This window comes from Limnobacter sp. SAORIC-580, from assembly GCF_013004065.1.
GTDB lineage: Bacteria > Pseudomonadota > Gammaproteobacteria > Burkholderiales > Burkholderiaceae_B > Limnobacter > Limnobacter profundi.
Window position 1 is genome coordinate 1,559,869 of sequence record NZ_CP053084.1, and the last position, 15,785, is coordinate 1,575,653.

Annotated in this window: 16 protein-coding genes; 13 read left to right on the forward strand and 3 right to left on the reverse strand. The window is 51.4% G+C overall.

Annotated features, from left to right (window positions below; all coding sequences use genetic code 11):
* The first annotated feature begins 181 nt into the window (after positions 1-181).
* Positions 182-1,234 (forward strand): esterase/lipase family protein, encoded by a 1,053-nt coding sequence (locus HKT17_RS07225; RefSeq protein ID WP_171098941.1) that lies wholly within the window; start codon positions 182-184, stop codon positions 1,232-1,234.
* 88 nt (positions 1,235-1,322) lie between these two features.
* On the opposite strand, the gene HKT17_RS07230 is transcribed toward HKT17_RS07225, so the two are convergent.
* Complete coding sequence (locus HKT17_RS07230) at positions 1,323-4,301, reverse strand: Rne/Rng family ribonuclease (RefSeq protein ID WP_171098943.1); 2,979 nt, start codon at positions 4,299-4,301, stop codon at positions 1,323-1,325.
* Between the two features lie 420 nt (positions 4,302-4,721).
* Here HKT17_RS07230 and HKT17_RS07235 point away from each other — a divergent pair, with 420 nt between their 5' ends.
* From HKT17_RS07235 to HKT17_RS07250, 4 genes are read left to right on the forward strand one after another with little or no spacing between them, the layout of a single operon-like run.
* Entirely contained in the window at positions 4,722-5,729 is a 1,008-nt protein-coding gene (locus HKT17_RS07235) for an RluA family pseudouridine synthase (protein WP_171098945.1), read from the forward strand.
* Positions 5,726-6,388, forward strand: coding sequence for an HAD-IIIA family hydrolase (locus tag HKT17_RS07240; RefSeq protein ID WP_171098947.1), 663 nt, complete (start codon positions 5,726-5,728; stop codon positions 6,386-6,388). Before HKT17_RS07235 ends, HKT17_RS07240 begins: the two co-directional genes overlap by 4 nt.
* Entirely contained in the window at positions 6,385-6,768 is a 384-nt protein-coding gene (locus HKT17_RS07245; RefSeq protein WP_240605708.1) for a Rieske (2Fe-2S) protein, read from the forward strand. Before HKT17_RS07240 ends, HKT17_RS07245 begins: the two co-directional genes overlap by 4 nt.
* Positions 6,769-6,770: 2 nt before the next feature.
* Positions 6,771-7,727: a S49 family peptidase gene (locus HKT17_RS07250; RefSeq protein WP_171098949.1), complete on the forward strand. Its 957-nt coding sequence runs from the start codon at positions 6,771-6,773 to the stop codon at positions 7,725-7,727.
* A gap of 17 nt (positions 7,728-7,744) precedes the next feature.
* On the opposite strand, the gene HKT17_RS07255 is transcribed toward HKT17_RS07250, so the two are convergent.
* Both HKT17_RS07255 and HKT17_RS07260 read right to left on the reverse strand, forming a co-directional pair.
* The gene (locus HKT17_RS07255; protein WP_171098951.1) at positions 7,745-8,440 is read right to left on the reverse strand and encodes an SAM-dependent methyltransferase; all 696 of its coding nucleotides are present in this window, start codon (positions 8,438-8,440) and stop codon (positions 7,745-7,747) included.
* 1 nt (position 8,441) lies between these two features.
* Positions 8,442-9,023: a Maf family protein gene (locus HKT17_RS07260; RefSeq protein WP_171098953.1), complete on the reverse strand. Its 582-nt coding sequence runs from the start codon at positions 9,021-9,023 to the stop codon at positions 8,442-8,444.
* A gap of 74 nt (positions 9,024-9,097) precedes the next feature.
* On the opposite strand from HKT17_RS07260, the gene HKT17_RS07265 reads away from it, so the two are divergent.
* The 8 genes from HKT17_RS07265 (at position 9,098) to fabF (ending at position 15,414) form a co-directional block, all read left to right on the forward strand.
* A complete protein-coding gene (locus HKT17_RS07265) occupies positions 9,098-9,688 on the forward strand; it encodes a YceD family protein (RefSeq protein WP_171098955.1) in 591 nt (196 codons plus the stop codon).
* 24 nt (positions 9,689-9,712) lie between these two features.
* A complete protein-coding gene (gene rpmF, locus HKT17_RS07270) occupies positions 9,713-9,895 on the forward strand; it encodes a 50S ribosomal protein L32 (RefSeq protein WP_008249122.1) in 183 nt (60 codons plus the stop codon).
* A gap of 65 nt (positions 9,896-9,960) precedes the next feature.
* Positions 9,961-11,043 carry a phosphate acyltransferase PlsX gene (gene plsX, locus HKT17_RS07275; RefSeq protein ID WP_105029032.1) on the forward strand — a complete coding sequence of 361 codons (1,083 nt, stop codon included), beginning with the start codon at positions 9,961-9,963 and terminating at the stop codon, positions 11,041-11,043.
* On the forward strand, positions 11,043-12,020 hold the full coding sequence (locus HKT17_RS07280) for a beta-ketoacyl-ACP synthase III (RefSeq protein WP_171098958.1): 978 nt from the start codon (positions 11,043-11,045) through the stop codon (positions 12,018-12,020). Before plsX ends, HKT17_RS07280 begins: the two co-directional genes overlap by 1 nt.
* A gap of 37 nt (positions 12,021-12,057) precedes the next feature.
* The gene (fabD, locus tag HKT17_RS07285) at positions 12,058-13,002 is read left to right on the forward strand and encodes an ACP S-malonyltransferase (protein WP_171098960.1); all 945 of its coding nucleotides are present in this window, start codon (positions 12,058-12,060) and stop codon (positions 13,000-13,002) included.
* Positions 13,003-13,015: 13 nt separating this feature from the next.
* Complete coding sequence (gene fabG / locus HKT17_RS07290; RefSeq protein ID WP_105029034.1) at positions 13,016-13,768, forward strand: 3-oxoacyl-ACP reductase FabG; 753 nt, start codon at positions 13,016-13,018, stop codon at positions 13,766-13,768.
* Positions 13,769-13,850: 82 nt separating this feature from the next.
* A complete protein-coding gene (acpP, locus tag HKT17_RS07295) occupies positions 13,851-14,090 on the forward strand; it encodes an acyl carrier protein (RefSeq protein ID WP_008249131.1) in 240 nt (79 codons plus the stop codon).
* Between the two features lie 85 nt (positions 14,091-14,175).
* A complete protein-coding gene (gene fabF / locus HKT17_RS07300; protein ID WP_105029035.1) occupies positions 14,176-15,414 on the forward strand; it encodes a beta-ketoacyl-ACP synthase II in 1,239 nt (412 codons plus the stop codon).
* Positions 15,415-15,785: the final 371 nt, after the last annotated feature.

Here is a 15,785-nt window from a genome sequence, read left to right on the forward strand (position 1 = left end):
TTGTCAGATTGTGATTGCAAAATAATGTGAATTAAATTGCATTCACCTGGTACGCAACTTGCGGTTTCAGACTTGAGGAGCAGGGCTCTCGACCCACCTTAAAGAAATTTGGCTTTCCGCCCTTTTTTATCCTATCCCGGATTTTTTAGCCCGGCAGAAAGAATCTGAACAAGGATTTGCAATGAAACCATTCAAGCTGTTTGTAATTTCCTCTTTTCTAGTATTGTCTGCGTGTGGGTCAGACAATTCCACCAATTCGGAGTCCTCCCGAATCGCTTCCAGTGGCTTTGTCCCAGCTGATAGCCCTTCGCCACCTTTGTTAATTTCCGAGCAAGAACTTGATGCAGCCATGCAGTGCAGTGAGGGCTTTGGCAGCGATTCCGGACGCGCTGTTTTGCTGGTTCCGGGCGCGACCCAAACAGTTGAAAGCAACTTCAGTTGGAATTACATTCCCGCTTTTGATGAAGCAGGCATTCCTTGGTGTGCCGTTGACTTACCCAACAGCAATACTGGCGAGCTTCAAGCATCGTCGGAATACATCACGCACGCAATTCGCAAGATGTTTCGTACCACCAACACCAAAATTGCAATTGTTGGTTTCAGTCAGGGCGGCGTAATGCCCCGTTGGTCTTTGAAATTTTTCCCGGACACCCGTGACATGGTTGAAGACATGATTGGCATTGCTGCTGCAAACCACGGTTTGATTGAGACCAGCTTGTTGTGTGCGACGCCAGTGATCGGTTGTATTACTTCATTCACCCAAATTGCTGTTGCAGCCAAGTGGCTTGATGCTTTAAATGCTGGAGGCGAAACTTTGCCAGGTATCGATTACACGCAGGTCTACACCCGAACCGACGACGTCGCCATTCCGAATTTCGATGAGGAAAATGGCGTGTCAAGCCTGCGTACAGGTGAGGGAAACAAAGTCAATATTGCAACCCAAGACGTGTGTCTAACCAACACGGCAGATCATTTTCTGGTGGGTTCTTCCGATGCGGTCGGGTACGCAATTGTGAGTGACGCACTTTCGCATCCTGGTGTAGCCAGTCTTGAGCGTCTGAAAGCGCAGGTTCCAGCATTGTGTTTGACACCCTTCATGCCTGGCGTTGACCCCTTGTCATTCCCTATTAACTTTGCGACCAAGATGATGAGCACATTTGCACAGTCGGTGGCTTTGCAGCCCAAAAGCACAGAAGAGCCCCCATTGCGTTGTTATGCGGGTGGAATGTGCTGAACTCAATTTGAATAAGAAAAGCCCGGTGACTGGCTTGTCACCGGGCTTTTTTGTTTCAGCACAGGGATCTGGCTGAGACGATATTGCTTTAGTTCGAACCTGACCTGAATTCTGGCTTGGTTTCAACCAGTACCAGGTTCTCGCTTGCAATTTGAACAACCGGCTTGCGCGCGCGCGGAACACGTGCGGGTTTTGGTGTGGACGCCAGGTTGGCTTGAACCACAGACCATTTTTCATGGTCAGTTTCAACCCACAGCATGCCAGCACTGCTCAGCATTTGCTCAAGGCCTTCCTTGTTCAGCTTGGGTACCGGAGTTGCGAAAGTCGCGGCAACCGGCGCTTCCTGAACCTTGGATTCAACAACTGTTTCAACCGCTACCGGCACAAACGGTGTTGGATCTGCAGGAGTTTGGTCTACAAACGCATCAACTGCGATCGCAGCCGCGGCCTGCTCGGTTGTCGGCTCACTTGTCGCTTCATTGGTAGCTTCATGGGCGACTTTGGTTTCAGTTTGTGTAAGTTCGAGCTCTTTGGGTTGAGCCACCGCTGCAATCACCGATTGCACAGCCTGAATTTCAGGCGCGCGCGCATTGGATTCATCCGGGTTGTTTTCAGTCGAGCCCATTTGTGTTGGCTCGGCTGGCAGTCCCATCTCAGAAACATTCATACCTGTTGCTGCAATGGTGTGCTCCGGGGTTTCCTCTGAAGACTCTGAAGCGTTCAATTCCGATCCTGCGTTTTCACGCGCACCATCACGATTGCCACCACGACCACGGCGACGACGACGGCGACGTGGCTCATCGCCACCTGCCTCTTCATCGCTTCCGTACGACATGGTTTCAGCAATCTTGTTGGCCAGTTCTTCGTCTTCTGCTGCGTCTGCAGCCTGGAATGCGTCTTCCGATTGCATCGCAGCCTGATCCACGGCTGTGCCGGTTTCACCTTCACCTGCACCGCGGCCTCCGCGACCACGACGACGGCGGCGGCGACCACCAGTGCGCTCGCTTTGTTCGGCAGAGGACTCAGCCGAATCCCCAGCTACAGCCTCTACGGCTGCCAAAGGTTTCACTTCCAAGACCTCGGCGCCTGCTGCGCGTTCATCGCGTGGTTTGCCTCGGCCACCACGATTCTGTTGACCAGAACGTGTTTGCTGGGCATCAGCGGCCTTCACCTCGTCGCCGCTTGATGTGCTTGTTGCCTCATCTTCACGACCACGGCCGCCGCGTCGGCGATTTCTTCCACCACGACCATTGCGTTGGTCATTGCGGTCACCTTGTGAGCGGTTTTGCCCGCGGCCTCCACGGTCGTTGGTTTTCTGCTCGATCACCGCCGCTGGCGCTTCCGCCGTGGTATCTCGTTTGAACCAGCCAATAATTCGCTGAATCAACGAAGGGCCTGCCGGTGCAGCAGCCGCAACTGCCAATTCAGTTTTGGGCTTGCGTTCCTGGTGGGGCGGTGCGGGCTGGGTTGGAATTACACCCTTGATCACCGCTTCCTGACGTTTTACAGCTTCGCCTTCGGTTTTCTTGTCGTAGTAGCTTTGCTCATCTTTGGACGTGGCCAACTCAAAACTTTGGCGCGGGTCTTCCAGACGTTCATCGTCATGGCGCAGGCGAGTAATTTCATAGTGGGGTGTTTCCAAATGTTTGTTTGGAATCAGCAGCACATTCACCTTCAAGCGCGCTTCCAGTTTGTAAATTTCTGAGCGTTTTTCGTTCAGCAGAAATGTAGCCACATCGACCGGAACCTGCACATGAACGCTGGCTGTGCCTTCTTTCATGGCTTCTTCTTGCAGAATACGAAGCACATGCAAGGCGGTGCTTTCGGTGTCGCGAATTACGCCGGTGCCATTGCAGCGAGGGCAAGTGGTGTGCGAGCCTTCATTCAGGGCAGGGCGGATGCGTTGACGGCTTAGTTCCATCAGGCCAAAACGGCTGATTTTGCCCATTTGTACGCGCGCACGGTCAAAATGCAGACTGTCTTTAACCCGGTTTTCCACTTCCTTCTGGTTGCTGGCTTTTTCCATGTCGATAAAATCGATCACGATCAGGCCACCCAGGTCGCGCAAGCGTAACTGACGGGCCACTTCTTCAGCGGCTTCCAGGTTAGTGCGCAAGGCGGTGTCTTCAATGTCGGTGCCGCGTGTAGAGCGGGCCGAGTTTACGTCGATCGACACCAAGGCTTCAGTGTGGTCGATTACAATCGCGCCGCCCGAGGGCAGTGGAACCATGCGGCTGTAGGCGGTTTCAATTTGATGTTCAATCTGGAAGCGACTAAACAAGGGAATGTCATCGCGGTAGCGCTTCACCAAATTCATCATGTCAGGCATCACATGCTGCATGAATTGCTTGGCTTGGTCGTAAATTTCATCGGTATCAATGAGTACTTCACCGATATCCGGGCTGAAATAATCGCGAATGGCGCGAATAACAAGGCTGCTTTCTTGGTAAATCAGGAATGCGCCATTGGCAGACTTGCCGGCGCCGTCGATCGCAGTCCACAGTTGCAACAGGTAGTTCAGGTCCCATTGCAGTTCCTCAACTGAACGCCCAATACCCGCTGTACGGGCAATAATGCTCATTCCCTTGGGGTACTCAAGCTTGTCGAGTGCTTCGCGCAATTCCTGGCGTTCTTCGCCTTCAATGCGGCGTGAAACGCCACCACCACGCGGGTTATTGGGCATCAGCACCAAATAACGGCCAGCCAGCGAAATGAAGGTGGTCAGGGCAGCGCCCTTGTTACCACGTTCTTCTTTTTCGACCTGAACAAACAGTTCTTGGCCCTCTTTGACGACGTCTTGAATGCGGGCCTTACCCGCTTCAACGCCTTCTTTGAAATATTGTCGGGAAATTTCCTTGAACGGCAAAAAACCGTGTCGGTCTTCGCCGTAGTTGACGAAACAGGCTTCAAGACTGGGTTCTACGCGGGTAATAACACCCTTGTAAATATTGCTTTTCCGTTGTTCACGGCCCGCTGTTTCAATGTCAATGTCGATAAGTTTCTGGCCGTCGACAATTGCGACCCGCAACTCTTCTGAATGAGTTGCGTTAAATAACATGCGCTTCATGCACACTCCAATGGCACCGTAGTGCGAAAAGAGATGCTGAAAAAGCGGAAGGAACAAAGAGATACAAAAACGAATACAACAAAGCGCCGCTCGGCTTTAACCAAGAGCGGCGATTATACTAAGGCATTGATATTTAATAATAAATATTGGTTCAAATTTCACCTGCGTAAGGTGGGCCTGCGTCGTTTTTGTTAGTACCCAGCGCTTCTTGTGCGCGCTGGTGCGTAAAATTCTTTGTTTCCAGCTTAAGGCGGGCATTCAGCCGCGCGCCTCTTTTTCAGCCATCATTGCCACCATCCAGGGTAGGCGGCACACCCACTAAATAAAATCGCGGTGGGGCGTATCCAGAAGTGATTTCGGACGCTTCCCAAGCGATAATCGGATTATATGCTGAACCTGCCCAATTGGTAAAACAAAGAATTGAAAACACAGGAAAAACCCAATCCCGACAGGGCTGTTTTGCTCGAAATTGACGAAAAACATCAAGACCAGCGATTGGACAACTTTTTGTGCAGCGTATGTAAAGGCGTGCCCAAAAGCCATGTATTCCGAATTATCAGGTCCGGAGAGGTTCGAATCAATAAAAAGCGTGCCGAAGCAAAAACCAAGCTATGCCTTGGTGATGTGGTACGTATTCCTCCTGTTCAAGTTGTTGAAAAACAAACACTTGAATCTCTTTCGTCAAGTAGTGCTGTAAATAAAACGCAACTTTTAAAAGCAGCCGCTGAAATCCCCGTGTTGTTTGAAGACGAACATTTGCTGGTGGTCAACAAGCCTTCTGGCATGGCAGTTCATGGTGGGTCGGGTTCAAGCTTCGGATTAATTGAATGTATTCGAGCACTTAGGGCTGAAACCCATCAAGATTTGGAGCTTGTTCACCGCATTGACCGTGAAACCTCCGGAATCTTGATTATTTCCAAAAAGCGCAGTGCTCTCCGAAAGTTACAAGAGCAACTTAGGGCCAGGTCCTGGAAAAAGTACTATAAAACCTTGGTGTTGGGTTCTTGGCCAGAAACACTTAGGCAAGTTGATCTTCCGTTGTTGAAAACACAGGCTGGCGAAAAAGAGGCGAGGGTTTTTGTTGATGAAGCTGGTGACAAAGCCTGTACAAAGTTTCAAATAATTCAAACCTATAAATCATCTTATTCAATATTTACTTTAATTCAAGCTCAAATTCTGACAGGTCGAACTCACCAAATTAGAGTGCATACCAGTGCCAACAAATTTCCAATTGCTGGCGATGATCGCTATGGCAATTTTGAAATGAACAAGCAGCTTGCCAGGCAGGGCTTGAAACGCATGTTTTTGCACGCAGCACGCCTGCATCTGGTTCATCCAGCCACAAATGAAACTATAGTATTGGAGGCGCCATTGGCCCCCGAATTGGACAGTTTTTTAAAATCGTTACAGGCAGTACAAAGCAGATGACCTACAAAATGGTGGTGTTTGACTGGGATGGCACCATACTCGACTCAACCGGTGCTATTACACGCGCCATTCAGCATGCATGCCTCGATGCCGGGTTGCCCGACCCTGGTGAAGAAATTGCCTCCTATGTTATTGGGTTGGGCTTGAGCGACGCCTTGCGCCACGCAGCCCCCGGAGCCAGCGAGGCTCAAATTGCCCTGTTGATTGAAAGTTACCGCAAGCATTACCTCAGTAAAGATCACGAATTGGAGCTGTTCAGTGGCGCAATACCCCTTTTGAAGCAATTGAATGCGATGGGCGTTATTTGCACAGTGGCCACTGGTAAAAGCAGGCAAGGCCTGAACCGTGCCATGGCGAACTCCGACACAGCCCGTTACTTCATGGGCTCGCGTTGTGCTGATGAATGCCACAGCAAGCCGCATCCCCAGATGATTCTGGAATTGATGGAAGAGTTTGGTATTGATGCTGCGCATGTCGTGATGATTGGTGACACCACACATGACTTGAACATGGCTAATGCGGCTGGTGTGCATGCACTTTCTGTTCAAACTGGCGCGCATCCGCCCAAACTCTTGAACCAGGTGCCCCACTTGCAGTCTTTTCGTTCAATCAATGAATTGGCCCCGTGGCTAATTCAAACTATTTCAGCCCAGTCATGACTATGCAGCAAATTCAGGTATGCCAATCCGGTGATCTTGAAGAGGGTGGCACAGGTTACCGCTTCAGGGTGCTGTACAACAGCGAGGAAACCACCGCATTCATCGTGCGGGTTGATAACGAAGTCAGGTGTTTTTTGAATCGATGCTCCCATGTGCCCGTTGAGCTTGACTGGAACTATGGAGAGTTTCTTGATGATTCGGGTCGAATTGTAGTCTGTGCCACGCACGGGGCCAGTTATGATGCCACCGATGGCAGCTGCCTGGGCGGCCCATGCGATGGTAACCCGTTGGTGCGATTGAATATCGAGGAAAAGGACGGTGCAGTGTACTGGACCCCGACCGAACTAATTACAGTGCCTTCCGATGGTATTGAGGACTAAAGATGAGTGAAGAAAACAATCAATGGGAACGCAAGCTTCTCGAGAAACTTGCCTCTGAGGCACTGGTTGAGCAACGCAGAAAGCGCCGTTGGGGTATTTTTTTCAAGCTGATTGGTTTGGTGTATGTGGGCATTTTGATTGCTTCTGTTTTGGGGCTCACAACTACCCCCAGCCTCGAGGTCAGTCGTCACACGGCTTTGGTCGACCTTGATGGGGTCATTGCCAGCGATAGCCTGGCCAGTGCTGACAGAATCAATTCCAGCCTTCGCACTGCATTTGAAAGTGAAGGCTCCGTTGGTGTCATTCTTCGCATCAATAGCCCTGGTGGCAGTCCTGTTCAGGCAGGTTTGATCAACGATGAGATCAAGCGCCTTCGAGCAAAGTATCCCCAAAAGCCCTTCTATGCAGTGGTAGAGGAGGTGTGCGCCTCGGGTGGGTATTACGTCGCCGCGGCTGCCGATAAAATTTATGTCGACAAGGCCAGTTTGGTTGGTTCTATCGGCGTGGTCATGAATGGTTTCGGCTTCACGGGCACTATGGAGAAACTGGGCGTCGAACGCCGCTTGATCACCGCGGGTGAAAACAAGGGCTTTCTCGATCCCTTCAGTGAAGCAGACCCTTATCAAACTGAATTTGCCAAACAAATGGCAGAGGAAATTCACCAGCAGTTTATTCAGGTCGTGAAACAAGGGCGAGGCGAAAAACTGGTCCAAAACCCCGAATTGTTCAGTGGTTTGGTCTGGACCGGCGCCAAGAGTGTCGAGTTGGGCTTGGCCGACGAGCTGGGTTCAATTGACACTGTTGCGCGTGACGTGTTGAAGGCTGAAGATATTTTGGACTACACCGAGCAGGATTCATTTGCGGAGCGTTTCGCCGAGCGTGTCGGTGTGGTGTTCGGGCAGGGTGTTCGCAGTGTGTTTCCAGAGTTCGGTGCTCGCCAAACCCCTGGTTTTCAATAACCTGATTGCTCAGTAGGTCAGGCCGATAGCCACAAAAACAGGCAAGGTAACTTGCCTGGAGTTGGCATCCGTTTCTTCCATTGCTCCACAGTTTTGGTGTGAATTTGCTGCTCGTCGCCTGTCAAATCCCACCCTATGCACAGCAATGTGGAGTCTGAAAGCTGTTTCAAAAGTGCTTCAATCAGTTTCTCGTTCCTGAAAGGCGTTTCGATCACGATTTGAGTGCATTGCTGAACCTTTGACTCCCGCTCAGTTTGCTTGATCCACGCATCGCGCTGCGCAGGATCTAAGGGAGGGTAACCGTAAAAGCGGAAATTCTGACCATTCAAGCCACTGCCCATCAAGGCCAATAAAATAGAGCTTGGTCCAACCAAAGGGTGAACAGGGCATTGCAGCCGATGTGCCAATGCCACAATTTCTGCACCAGGGTCGGCCACGCCGGGGCAGCCAGCGTCACTCATCACTGCGATGGGTTCTCCCGCCTTGCAGCGCTGAACAATATCCTGGCGTTGCTGTGGGGTCAGTTGCGCAATTTCAAATATTTGAAGATCCCGAATGGCCACTGGCATGTTGAATTGCCCCAGTGCAGCCCTGGCAGGTTTTGCGTTCTCCACCAGCCAGGTGTTGCATTGTCGCACCAGGGGCAGGTCGGCCTCCAGCACAGGCTGTTTTGGGGTTTTCTGGCTGAGTGGGCTTGGAACCAAATAAAGCATGTCAGGGCAAGATGAGTTCGAATTGTCGAAGTGCGTTTGCCACTTCGATCAGAGGTAGTCCTATCAGGGCAGTTGGGTCGCTCGATTCAATCCTTTTGAGCAGCGAAATGCCCAATCCCTCACTTTTCGCCGAGCCTGCGCAGTCGTAAGGCTCTTCTGCAATTAAATAGCGTTCAATTTCCGCGGCGTTCAACTCCCGAAACTCAACGGAAGTGGGTACCGTAAATTCCACCGTTTGCGAAGTTTCATGGCAACAAATGCAAACCGCGGTGTGAAACACAATTGTTTTTCCACTCATGCTGCGTAACTGTGCCCGAGCCCTGTCATGGGTGCCTGGCTTGCTAATCGCCACGCCATCCACGTCTGCCACCTGGTCTGATCCAATGACAATGGCGGCGGGGTGTTCGGCGGCAACTGCCATGGCTTTTTCCCGGGCCAGGCGCTTGCAGGTGTCCAGCGGGGTTTCATCTGGTTCAGGTGATTCGTCAATTTGCGGCGATTCGCACCTGAAGTTGATTTGCAGGCGGGTCAGCAACTCGCGGCGGTACTTGGAACTGGAAGCTAGATACAGTGAACGGGTCATTTGAATAGCGCGCTGGCTTTGACAGATTACGTTAGGCAGAGTATTATCGCGCGTTTCCTGCTTTTCTTATCGGCATGCGCCAAAAAGGCCCATTAAAACAGTTTGATGAATTCGACGCGTGGTCGTTTTCTCGCTTGGGTGAAAGCATCCGCAGTGAAGATGTAAAGTTTGATTTCCCAAGATTGGCGAGCGATGAGAACATTCTGGCCAGTCATGTCGAAAGTTGGGAAGTGTCCGGGCGAATCAACGCCAAGTCTGAAAGCGTTATCCGGTTCAAAGGCCGGTTTACCGCAGAGCTTTCTTGTGTAGTGTGTGATTCAGGTGTGCAGCACGCCATCGACTTTGATCGTCATTTGATTTTAATGACTTCCGAAGCTCAAGCTGATGGCTACGATGAAGACACACTAGATGAAGACACCGACGTTGTTGCATGCCCGGGTGCGATAAACTTGCGAGATTGGCTGGAAGACGAAATTTTGTTGGCATGCCCTATGTTCCCCAAGCATGATGCCTGCGCTGAAGAAGCCGGGCGAAGCTGGCGAGAAGAGGGTGCCGATATCGAAGATACTGACGACCATCAGGATGACACTGCTGATGGCCCAACACAGGAAGTACAGCGTCCTTTTGCCAACCTGAGCGATTTGCTCAAGAAAAGCAAGAAGTAACACCTTTATACATGGAGCTTTAAAATGGCCGTTCAACAGAACAAAAAATCACCTTCGAAGCGTGGCATGCACCGCTCACACCAGAACCTGACAGCGCCAACCTTGTCCGCTGATTCTTCTTCCGGTGAAACACACCTGCGTCACCACATCAGCCCCAACGGCATGTACCGTGGCAAGAAAGTAGTAAAAACCAAAGCCGACGAGTAATTATTTACAAATCAAAAAGGCAACTGCAGTCATGTTGCCATGAAAACCAAAAGGTCTAAGAACGGATGGTTCGCATAGCGATTGATTGCATGGGTGGAGACCACGGTTTATCGGTCACCATCCCGGCCTGTTTGCGCTTTCTCAAGCAGCACCCCGATGTTCAGCTAGTGCTCGTCGGAAAGCAGGCTGAAATTGAAGCAGCTTTGGCCAAGAAAAAAGCGTTGGAGCATCCCCAAATCACCATTCGTCACGCCAGTGAAGTGGTTGAAATGGACGAGCCGCCAGCGCAAGCCTTGCGCAATAAAAAAGACTCATCCATTCGAGTGTGTGCCAACCTGGTAAAAGACGGGTTGGCGTCCGCATTCGTCAGTGCAGGTAACACTGGCGCGCTGATGGCCATTTCCCGTTTTGTGCTCAAAACCCTGGATAGCATTGATCGGCCCGCAATTGCATCTGCCTTGCCCAATATGAAAGGCAAAGGCACGCTGATGCTCGATCTGGGAGCCAACGTGGATTGCGAACCGGCCCATTTGTTTCAATTCGCTGTCATGGGCTCGGCCTTCGTGAAAGGCACTGAGGGAATTGAAAAGCCCACAGTGGGTTTGCTGAATATTGGTGAGGAAGTGATCAAGGGCAATGATGTGGTCAAAAAGGCCTCGGAATTGTTGCGCGCCAGCGAATTGAACTTCTACGGCAACGTAGAAGGAAACGACATTTACAAAGGCACCACCGACGTAGTGGTGTGCGACGGTTTTGTGGGCAATGTGGCCCTGAAAACGTCTGAGGGTCTGGCACAAATGCTGGGCGATATAATAAAGACAGAGTTCAAGAGAGGCCTGTGGCCCAAAGTTGCTGCGGTATTTGCAGCGCCAGTGTTGCTTCGATTCAAAAAAAGGGTGGACCACCGCCGCTACAACGGAGCTGCATTGCTTGGGCTGAAAGGGATTGTGATCAAAAGCCACGGCTCGGCAGATGCCTATGCCTTCTTCTATGCGATCAAGCGAGCTTACGATGCAGCCAACGGCAATTTGCTGGACAGCATCAGACTCACCATGTCGCACTATGTGCCATTGGCCGCCCCAGCGTCCAACAGCACTCCAGAGGCAGCAGCTGCACCAGTCGAGGCAAAACCAGACCAAGTGATTTAATGTCTCAATACAGTGCAATCCTTGGCACCGGCGCAAGCCTGCCAAGGCGTGCGGTTTCAAACCAGGAGCTGACTGAGTTTCTTGCCTCAAGGGGCGTGGAAACCAGCGCAGAATGGATCGAAACGCGCACCGGGATCAAGCAAAGATACCTTTGCGAAGCCGATGAAACCAACTGTCAAATGGCCAGCAGGGCCGCCTTGCAGGCCCTGAATGCCGCAGGCGTTCTGCCCGATCAAGTGGACTTGATTGTGTTGGCTACCTCAACCCCTGATCAGGTTTTTCCATCAACTGCCTGCGCAGTTCAAGCTGAAATCGGTGCCAAAAAAGCCATGGCTTTCGATATTCAGGCCGTGTGCAGTGGCTTCGTGTATGCGTTGACTGTTGCTGATTCCATGATCCGTTCCGGGCAGGTAGGTAATGCGCTGGTCATTGGTTCTGAGGTGTTTAGCCGCCTGATGGACTGGAACGACCGCACGACCTGCGTGCTGTTTGGCGATGGCGCAGGTGCGGTATTCATCCAAGCCAGTGCCGAGCCAGGTATTTTGGGCTGTAAGTTGCACTCCGACGGCACCCTGGGCTGTATTTTGAATACCACTGGCCGCATTGATGGCGGGAAGATTGTTGGTGATCCCTTTTTGCGCATGGATGGCCAAGCGGTGTTTCGCCAGGCTGTATCCGTGTTGGGAAGCAATGCACTGGAGTTGTTTGAAAGCCTTGACTTCAGGCTCGAAGACCTCGATTTCCTGGTGCCACACCAAGCCAATGTGCGAATTTTGCATTCCGTTGCGAAAAAACTGAAGCTTCCTGAAGAAAGGGTTGTGATCACTGTCGGTATGCACGGCAACACGTCTGCAGCCTCTGTTCCACTGGCTTTGAACCATGCAATCGAGCAAAAACAGATTAAAAAAGGCGATAACGTGCTCTTACAGGGTGTCGGGGGCGGTTTTACATGGGGCAGCGTGCTCGTTCGCATGTAAAATAGCGCAAATTGCAAATTAGATGAATTCCTCGAAAATGACAAAGAAAATCGCCTTCCTGTTTCCAGGGCAGGGTTCGCAATCGGTAGGCATGCTGAACGCCTTCAAAACCAACAATGCCACAGCAAGCCTTTACACCACGGCAGCGCTCGAGGCAGAGCAGGCTTTGGGGCAAAATCTTGCCGCGTTAATCGAGCAAGGGCCTGCCGAGTCGCTCAACTTGACCACCAATACACAGCCAGCCATGTTGATGGCCGATGTGCTGGTTTTGCGCGCTTGGCTTGCTGCGGGTGGTGCCATGCCCAGTTTGGTTGCGGGACACTCCTTGGGTGAATATGCAGCGCTGGTTGCGGCCGGTGTTTTCAGTCTTTCAGAAGGCTTGGGCCTTGTTCGTATCCGGGCTCAGGCCATGCAAGAGGCCGTTCCTGTGGGGCAAGGCGGCATGGCCGCCATTTTGGGTTTGACTGATGAGCAAGTAAAGCAGGCTTGTCAACAGGCTTGCGCGAATGGTGAAGTGGCTGAAGCTGTGAATTTCAATGCACCCAGCCAGGTGGTCATCGCAGGCAGTGCCCAAGGCGTGAAAGCAGCTTGCGAGGCTGCCAAGGCACTGGGTGCCAAGCGTGCCCTTGAGTTGCCCGTCTCTGCGCCATTTCATTCCAGCCTGATGAAGCCCGCCTCTGTAAAATTGGCGGCTGCTTTGGCCAGCACAAATTTCAATTCTCCGGCAGTGCCTGTGTACAACAACATTGATGTCGCTGTAGAATCCGATCCCGCGAGAATTCGCGATGCGCTGGTGCGCCAGGCCTATGGCCCTGTTCGTTGGGTTGAAACCATTCAAGCCATGACTGCTGCGGGCACAATGTTGTTTGTGGAGTGTGGCCCCGGGAAGGTTTTGGCAGGATTGGTGAAGCGAATCAGCGATGTGCCTGTGGTCAATATTTTTGATCCGGACAGCATTCAAGCGGCGCTTGTCGCCGAATAAAGGGATTAACCGAATGACCATGTTTGATTTGACCGGAAAAGTGGCTTTGGTGACAGGTGCAAGTCGCGGTATAGGCCGGGAAATTGCCATTACCTTGGGCAAAGCAGGCGCCGCTGTAGTTGGCACGGCCACATCGGAAGCTGGTGCAGCCGACATCTCGGAAGGTTTGAAAGCAGCTGGCATCAAAGGCTTCGGAGCGGTACTTAATGTGACCGACACGGAAGGTCTTGAACCCCTGTTTTCAAAAATTGCTGAAGAATTAGGGCCAATGACAATTTTGGTCAATAATGCCGGGATTACCCGTGACCAGTTGTCCATGCGTATGAAAGACGAAGATTGGGATGCAGTGATCGCCACGAACCTGACTGCCGTGTTCAAGTTGTCCAAGCTGGCCATGAAACCCATGATGAAGGCACGTACTGGTCGCATGATCAACATCACATCCGTGGTGGGTACCAGTGGCAATGCTGGGCAGGCCAATTATGCCGCGGCCAAAGCTGGCGTGGCCGGAATGACAAAAGCGCTTGCGCGTGAACTTGGAAGCCGCAATATCACGGTAAACTGTGTGGCGCCCGGATTTATCCAAACTGACATGACTGATGCACTGAATGAAACACAGGTGGATCAGTTGAAGCAACAAATCCCGTTGGGCCGTATGGGGCAGGTAGGCGATATTGCTGCGGCAGTGTTATACCTGGCCAGCGACCAGGCGGGGTATGTAACTGGAACCACATTACACGTGAATGGTGGAATGTGGATGGGCTAATAACAAGGCATTTAGAATATGATCTGTCATATCGCTTTGCTATTCTCACTCGATTTTATTAAAAACCCACGGAGGCTCCGTAATGGAAAACATCGAACAGCGCGTTAAAAAGATTGTGGCCGAGCAACTCGGCGTAAAAGAAGAGGAAATCAAGAACGAATCTTCTTTCGTAGATGATCTGGGCGCTGATTCCTTGGACACAGTGGAACTGGTCATGGCTTTGGAAGAAGAATTTGAAACAGAAATTCCTGACGAAGAAGCTGAAAAGATCACCACAGTTCAACAAGCGATTGATTACGTTAAGACAAACTCTAAGTCTTAATGGCTGAATTTGAAGGGGTGCAGAGGAAGCATTGCTTTCCTCGGCCCCTGCCTGTTCAAGCAAACATTGGATAAAGGGAGGGCTTGTGAGCCGTAGACGTGTTGTTATTACCGGTTTGGGCATCATTAGCCCTGTGGGTAATTCTGTTAGCGAGGCTTGGACAAGCCTGACCCAAGGCAAATCTGGCATTTCGACCATTACCCGGTTCGAAACCGAGGCCCTGACGGCAAAAATTGCCGGTGAAGTGAAGGGCTTCGACGTGGCTGAATACATTCCTGGAAAAGAAGCGGCTCGGATGGATACCTTTATCCATTATGGGTTGGCTGCTGGTATTCAAGCATTCAAAGATTCAGGTCTTGAAGTGACCGAACAAAATTCCGAACGAATCGGTGTGAGCATTGGCTCGGGCATTGGTGGTTTGCCGATGATTGAAGACACACACACTGACTTGATCAACAAAGGGTATCGCCGTATTTCCCCTTTCTTTGTGCCCGGCAGCATCATCAATATGATTTCCGGCCACATGTCCATTATGTATGGCCTGAAAGGCCCGAATATCGCCATGGTGACCGCCTGTACAACGGGTACACATTCAATCGGCGAGGCTGCGCGCATTATCGAATACGGTGACGCGGATGTCATGATTGCTGGCGGTGCTGAATCAACTGTGTCACCACTGGGCATTGGTGGCTTTGCTGCAATGCGCGCTTTGTCTACCCGCAATGATGACCCCACAGCTGCAAGTCGCCCTTGGGACAAGGACCGTGATGGGTTTGTTTTAGGCGAAGGCGCAGGTGTGCTCGTACTTGAGGAATTTGAGCATGCCAAAAAGCGTGGTGCAAAAATTTATGGCGAGGTGGTGGGTTATGGCATGAGTGCCGATGCTAGCCATATGACTGCGCCTTGCGCAGATGGAGACGGTGCAGCGCGTTGCATGAAAGCCGCTTTGCGCAATGCTGGCATGAATCCCGATGATGTAAATTACGTGAATGCGCACGGCACGTCGACGCCCTTGGGTGATGTGGCAGAAACCATGGCAGTCAAGCGAGCACTGGGCGATCACGCCTACAAAACTGTGATCAATTCAACCAAAAGCATGACAGGTCATCTGTTGGGTGCTGCGGGCGGTATTGAAGCAGTATTTACAGCGTTGGCGGTTCACCACCAGGTTTCTCCACCCACCATCAATTTGATTGAAGCGGGTGAGGGTTGTGACCTCGATTACTGCGCGAACACGGCCCGTGAGATGAACATCAAACTGGCCTTGTCTAACTCCTTTGGCTTTGGCGGTACCAACGGTACTTTGGCCATTGCACGGGTGTAACGGGGCGCTCCTTGTCAAACACACGGTCGGGCAGCATGTTGAATGAATTTACATTCGCTGCCCGAGTTGTATCTGCCTCGCGCAAATCTGAAAAGCTTGTGTTCAATTTCACCTCCGAATGCGATTCAAGCATGCACATAAAATTTGATCCCCGGTTTTTTCTACTTCGCGCAACATCAAATGGCTTGGAGTATTGCCTGGTTTCCTTTTATCGGGCTTGGGTTTTGCCGTTCGGTATTTTCCTGTTTCCACAACAATCGGTGCTGCTGAAATCCAGGGTTTTGTTCGTGCCTGCTTCCTCCTCGGCTTTTCGGCAGTTGCGTATTTTGGTGTGTCGGCTGCAGTCACATGAAAATGCGGATAAGCCCTCA

Excerpts from the sequence above, each read along its gene's own strand:
- HKT17_RS07225 (WP_171098941.1), top strand. The coding sequence starts at position 182 with ATGAAACCATTCAAGCTGTTTGTAATTTCCTCTTTTCTAGTATTGTCT.
- HKT17_RS07230 (WP_171098943.1), bottom strand. The coding sequence starts at position 4,301 with ATGAAGCGCATGTTATTTAACGCAACTCATTCAGAAGAGTTGCGGGTC.
- HKT17_RS07240 (WP_171098947.1), top strand. The coding sequence starts at position 5,726 with ATGACCTACAAAATGGTGGTGTTTGACTGGGATGGCACCATACTCGAC.
- HKT17_RS07245 (WP_240605708.1), top strand. The coding sequence starts at position 6,385 with ATGACTATGCAGCAAATTCAGGTATGCCAATCCGGTGATCTTGAAGAG.
- HKT17_RS07250 (WP_171098949.1), top strand. The coding sequence starts at position 6,771 with ATGAGTGAAGAAAACAATCAATGGGAACGCAAGCTTCTCGAGAAACTT.
- HKT17_RS07255 (WP_171098951.1), bottom strand. The coding sequence starts at position 8,440 with ATGCTTTATTTGGTTCCAAGCCCACTCAGCCAGAAAACCCCAAAACAG.
- HKT17_RS07260 (WP_171098953.1), bottom strand. The coding sequence starts at position 9,023 with ATGACCCGTTCACTGTATCTAGCTTCCAGTTCCAAGTACCGCCGCGAG.
- HKT17_RS07265 (WP_171098955.1), top strand. The coding sequence starts at position 9,098 with ATGCGCCAAAAAGGCCCATTAAAACAGTTTGATGAATTCGACGCGTGG.
- rpmF (WP_008249122.1), top strand. The coding sequence starts at position 9,713 with ATGGCCGTTCAACAGAACAAAAAATCACCTTCGAAGCGTGGCATGCAC.
- plsX (WP_105029032.1), top strand. The coding sequence starts at position 9,961 with ATGGTTCGCATAGCGATTGATTGCATGGGTGGAGACCACGGTTTATCG.
- HKT17_RS07280 (WP_171098958.1), top strand. The coding sequence starts at position 11,043 with ATGTCTCAATACAGTGCAATCCTTGGCACCGGCGCAAGCCTGCCAAGG.
- fabD (WP_171098960.1), top strand. The coding sequence starts at position 12,058 with ATGACAAAGAAAATCGCCTTCCTGTTTCCAGGGCAGGGTTCGCAATCG.
- fabG (WP_105029034.1), top strand. The coding sequence starts at position 13,016 with ATGACCATGTTTGATTTGACCGGAAAAGTGGCTTTGGTGACAGGTGCA.
- acpP (WP_008249131.1), top strand. The coding sequence starts at position 13,851 with ATGGAAAACATCGAACAGCGCGTTAAAAAGATTGTGGCCGAGCAACTC.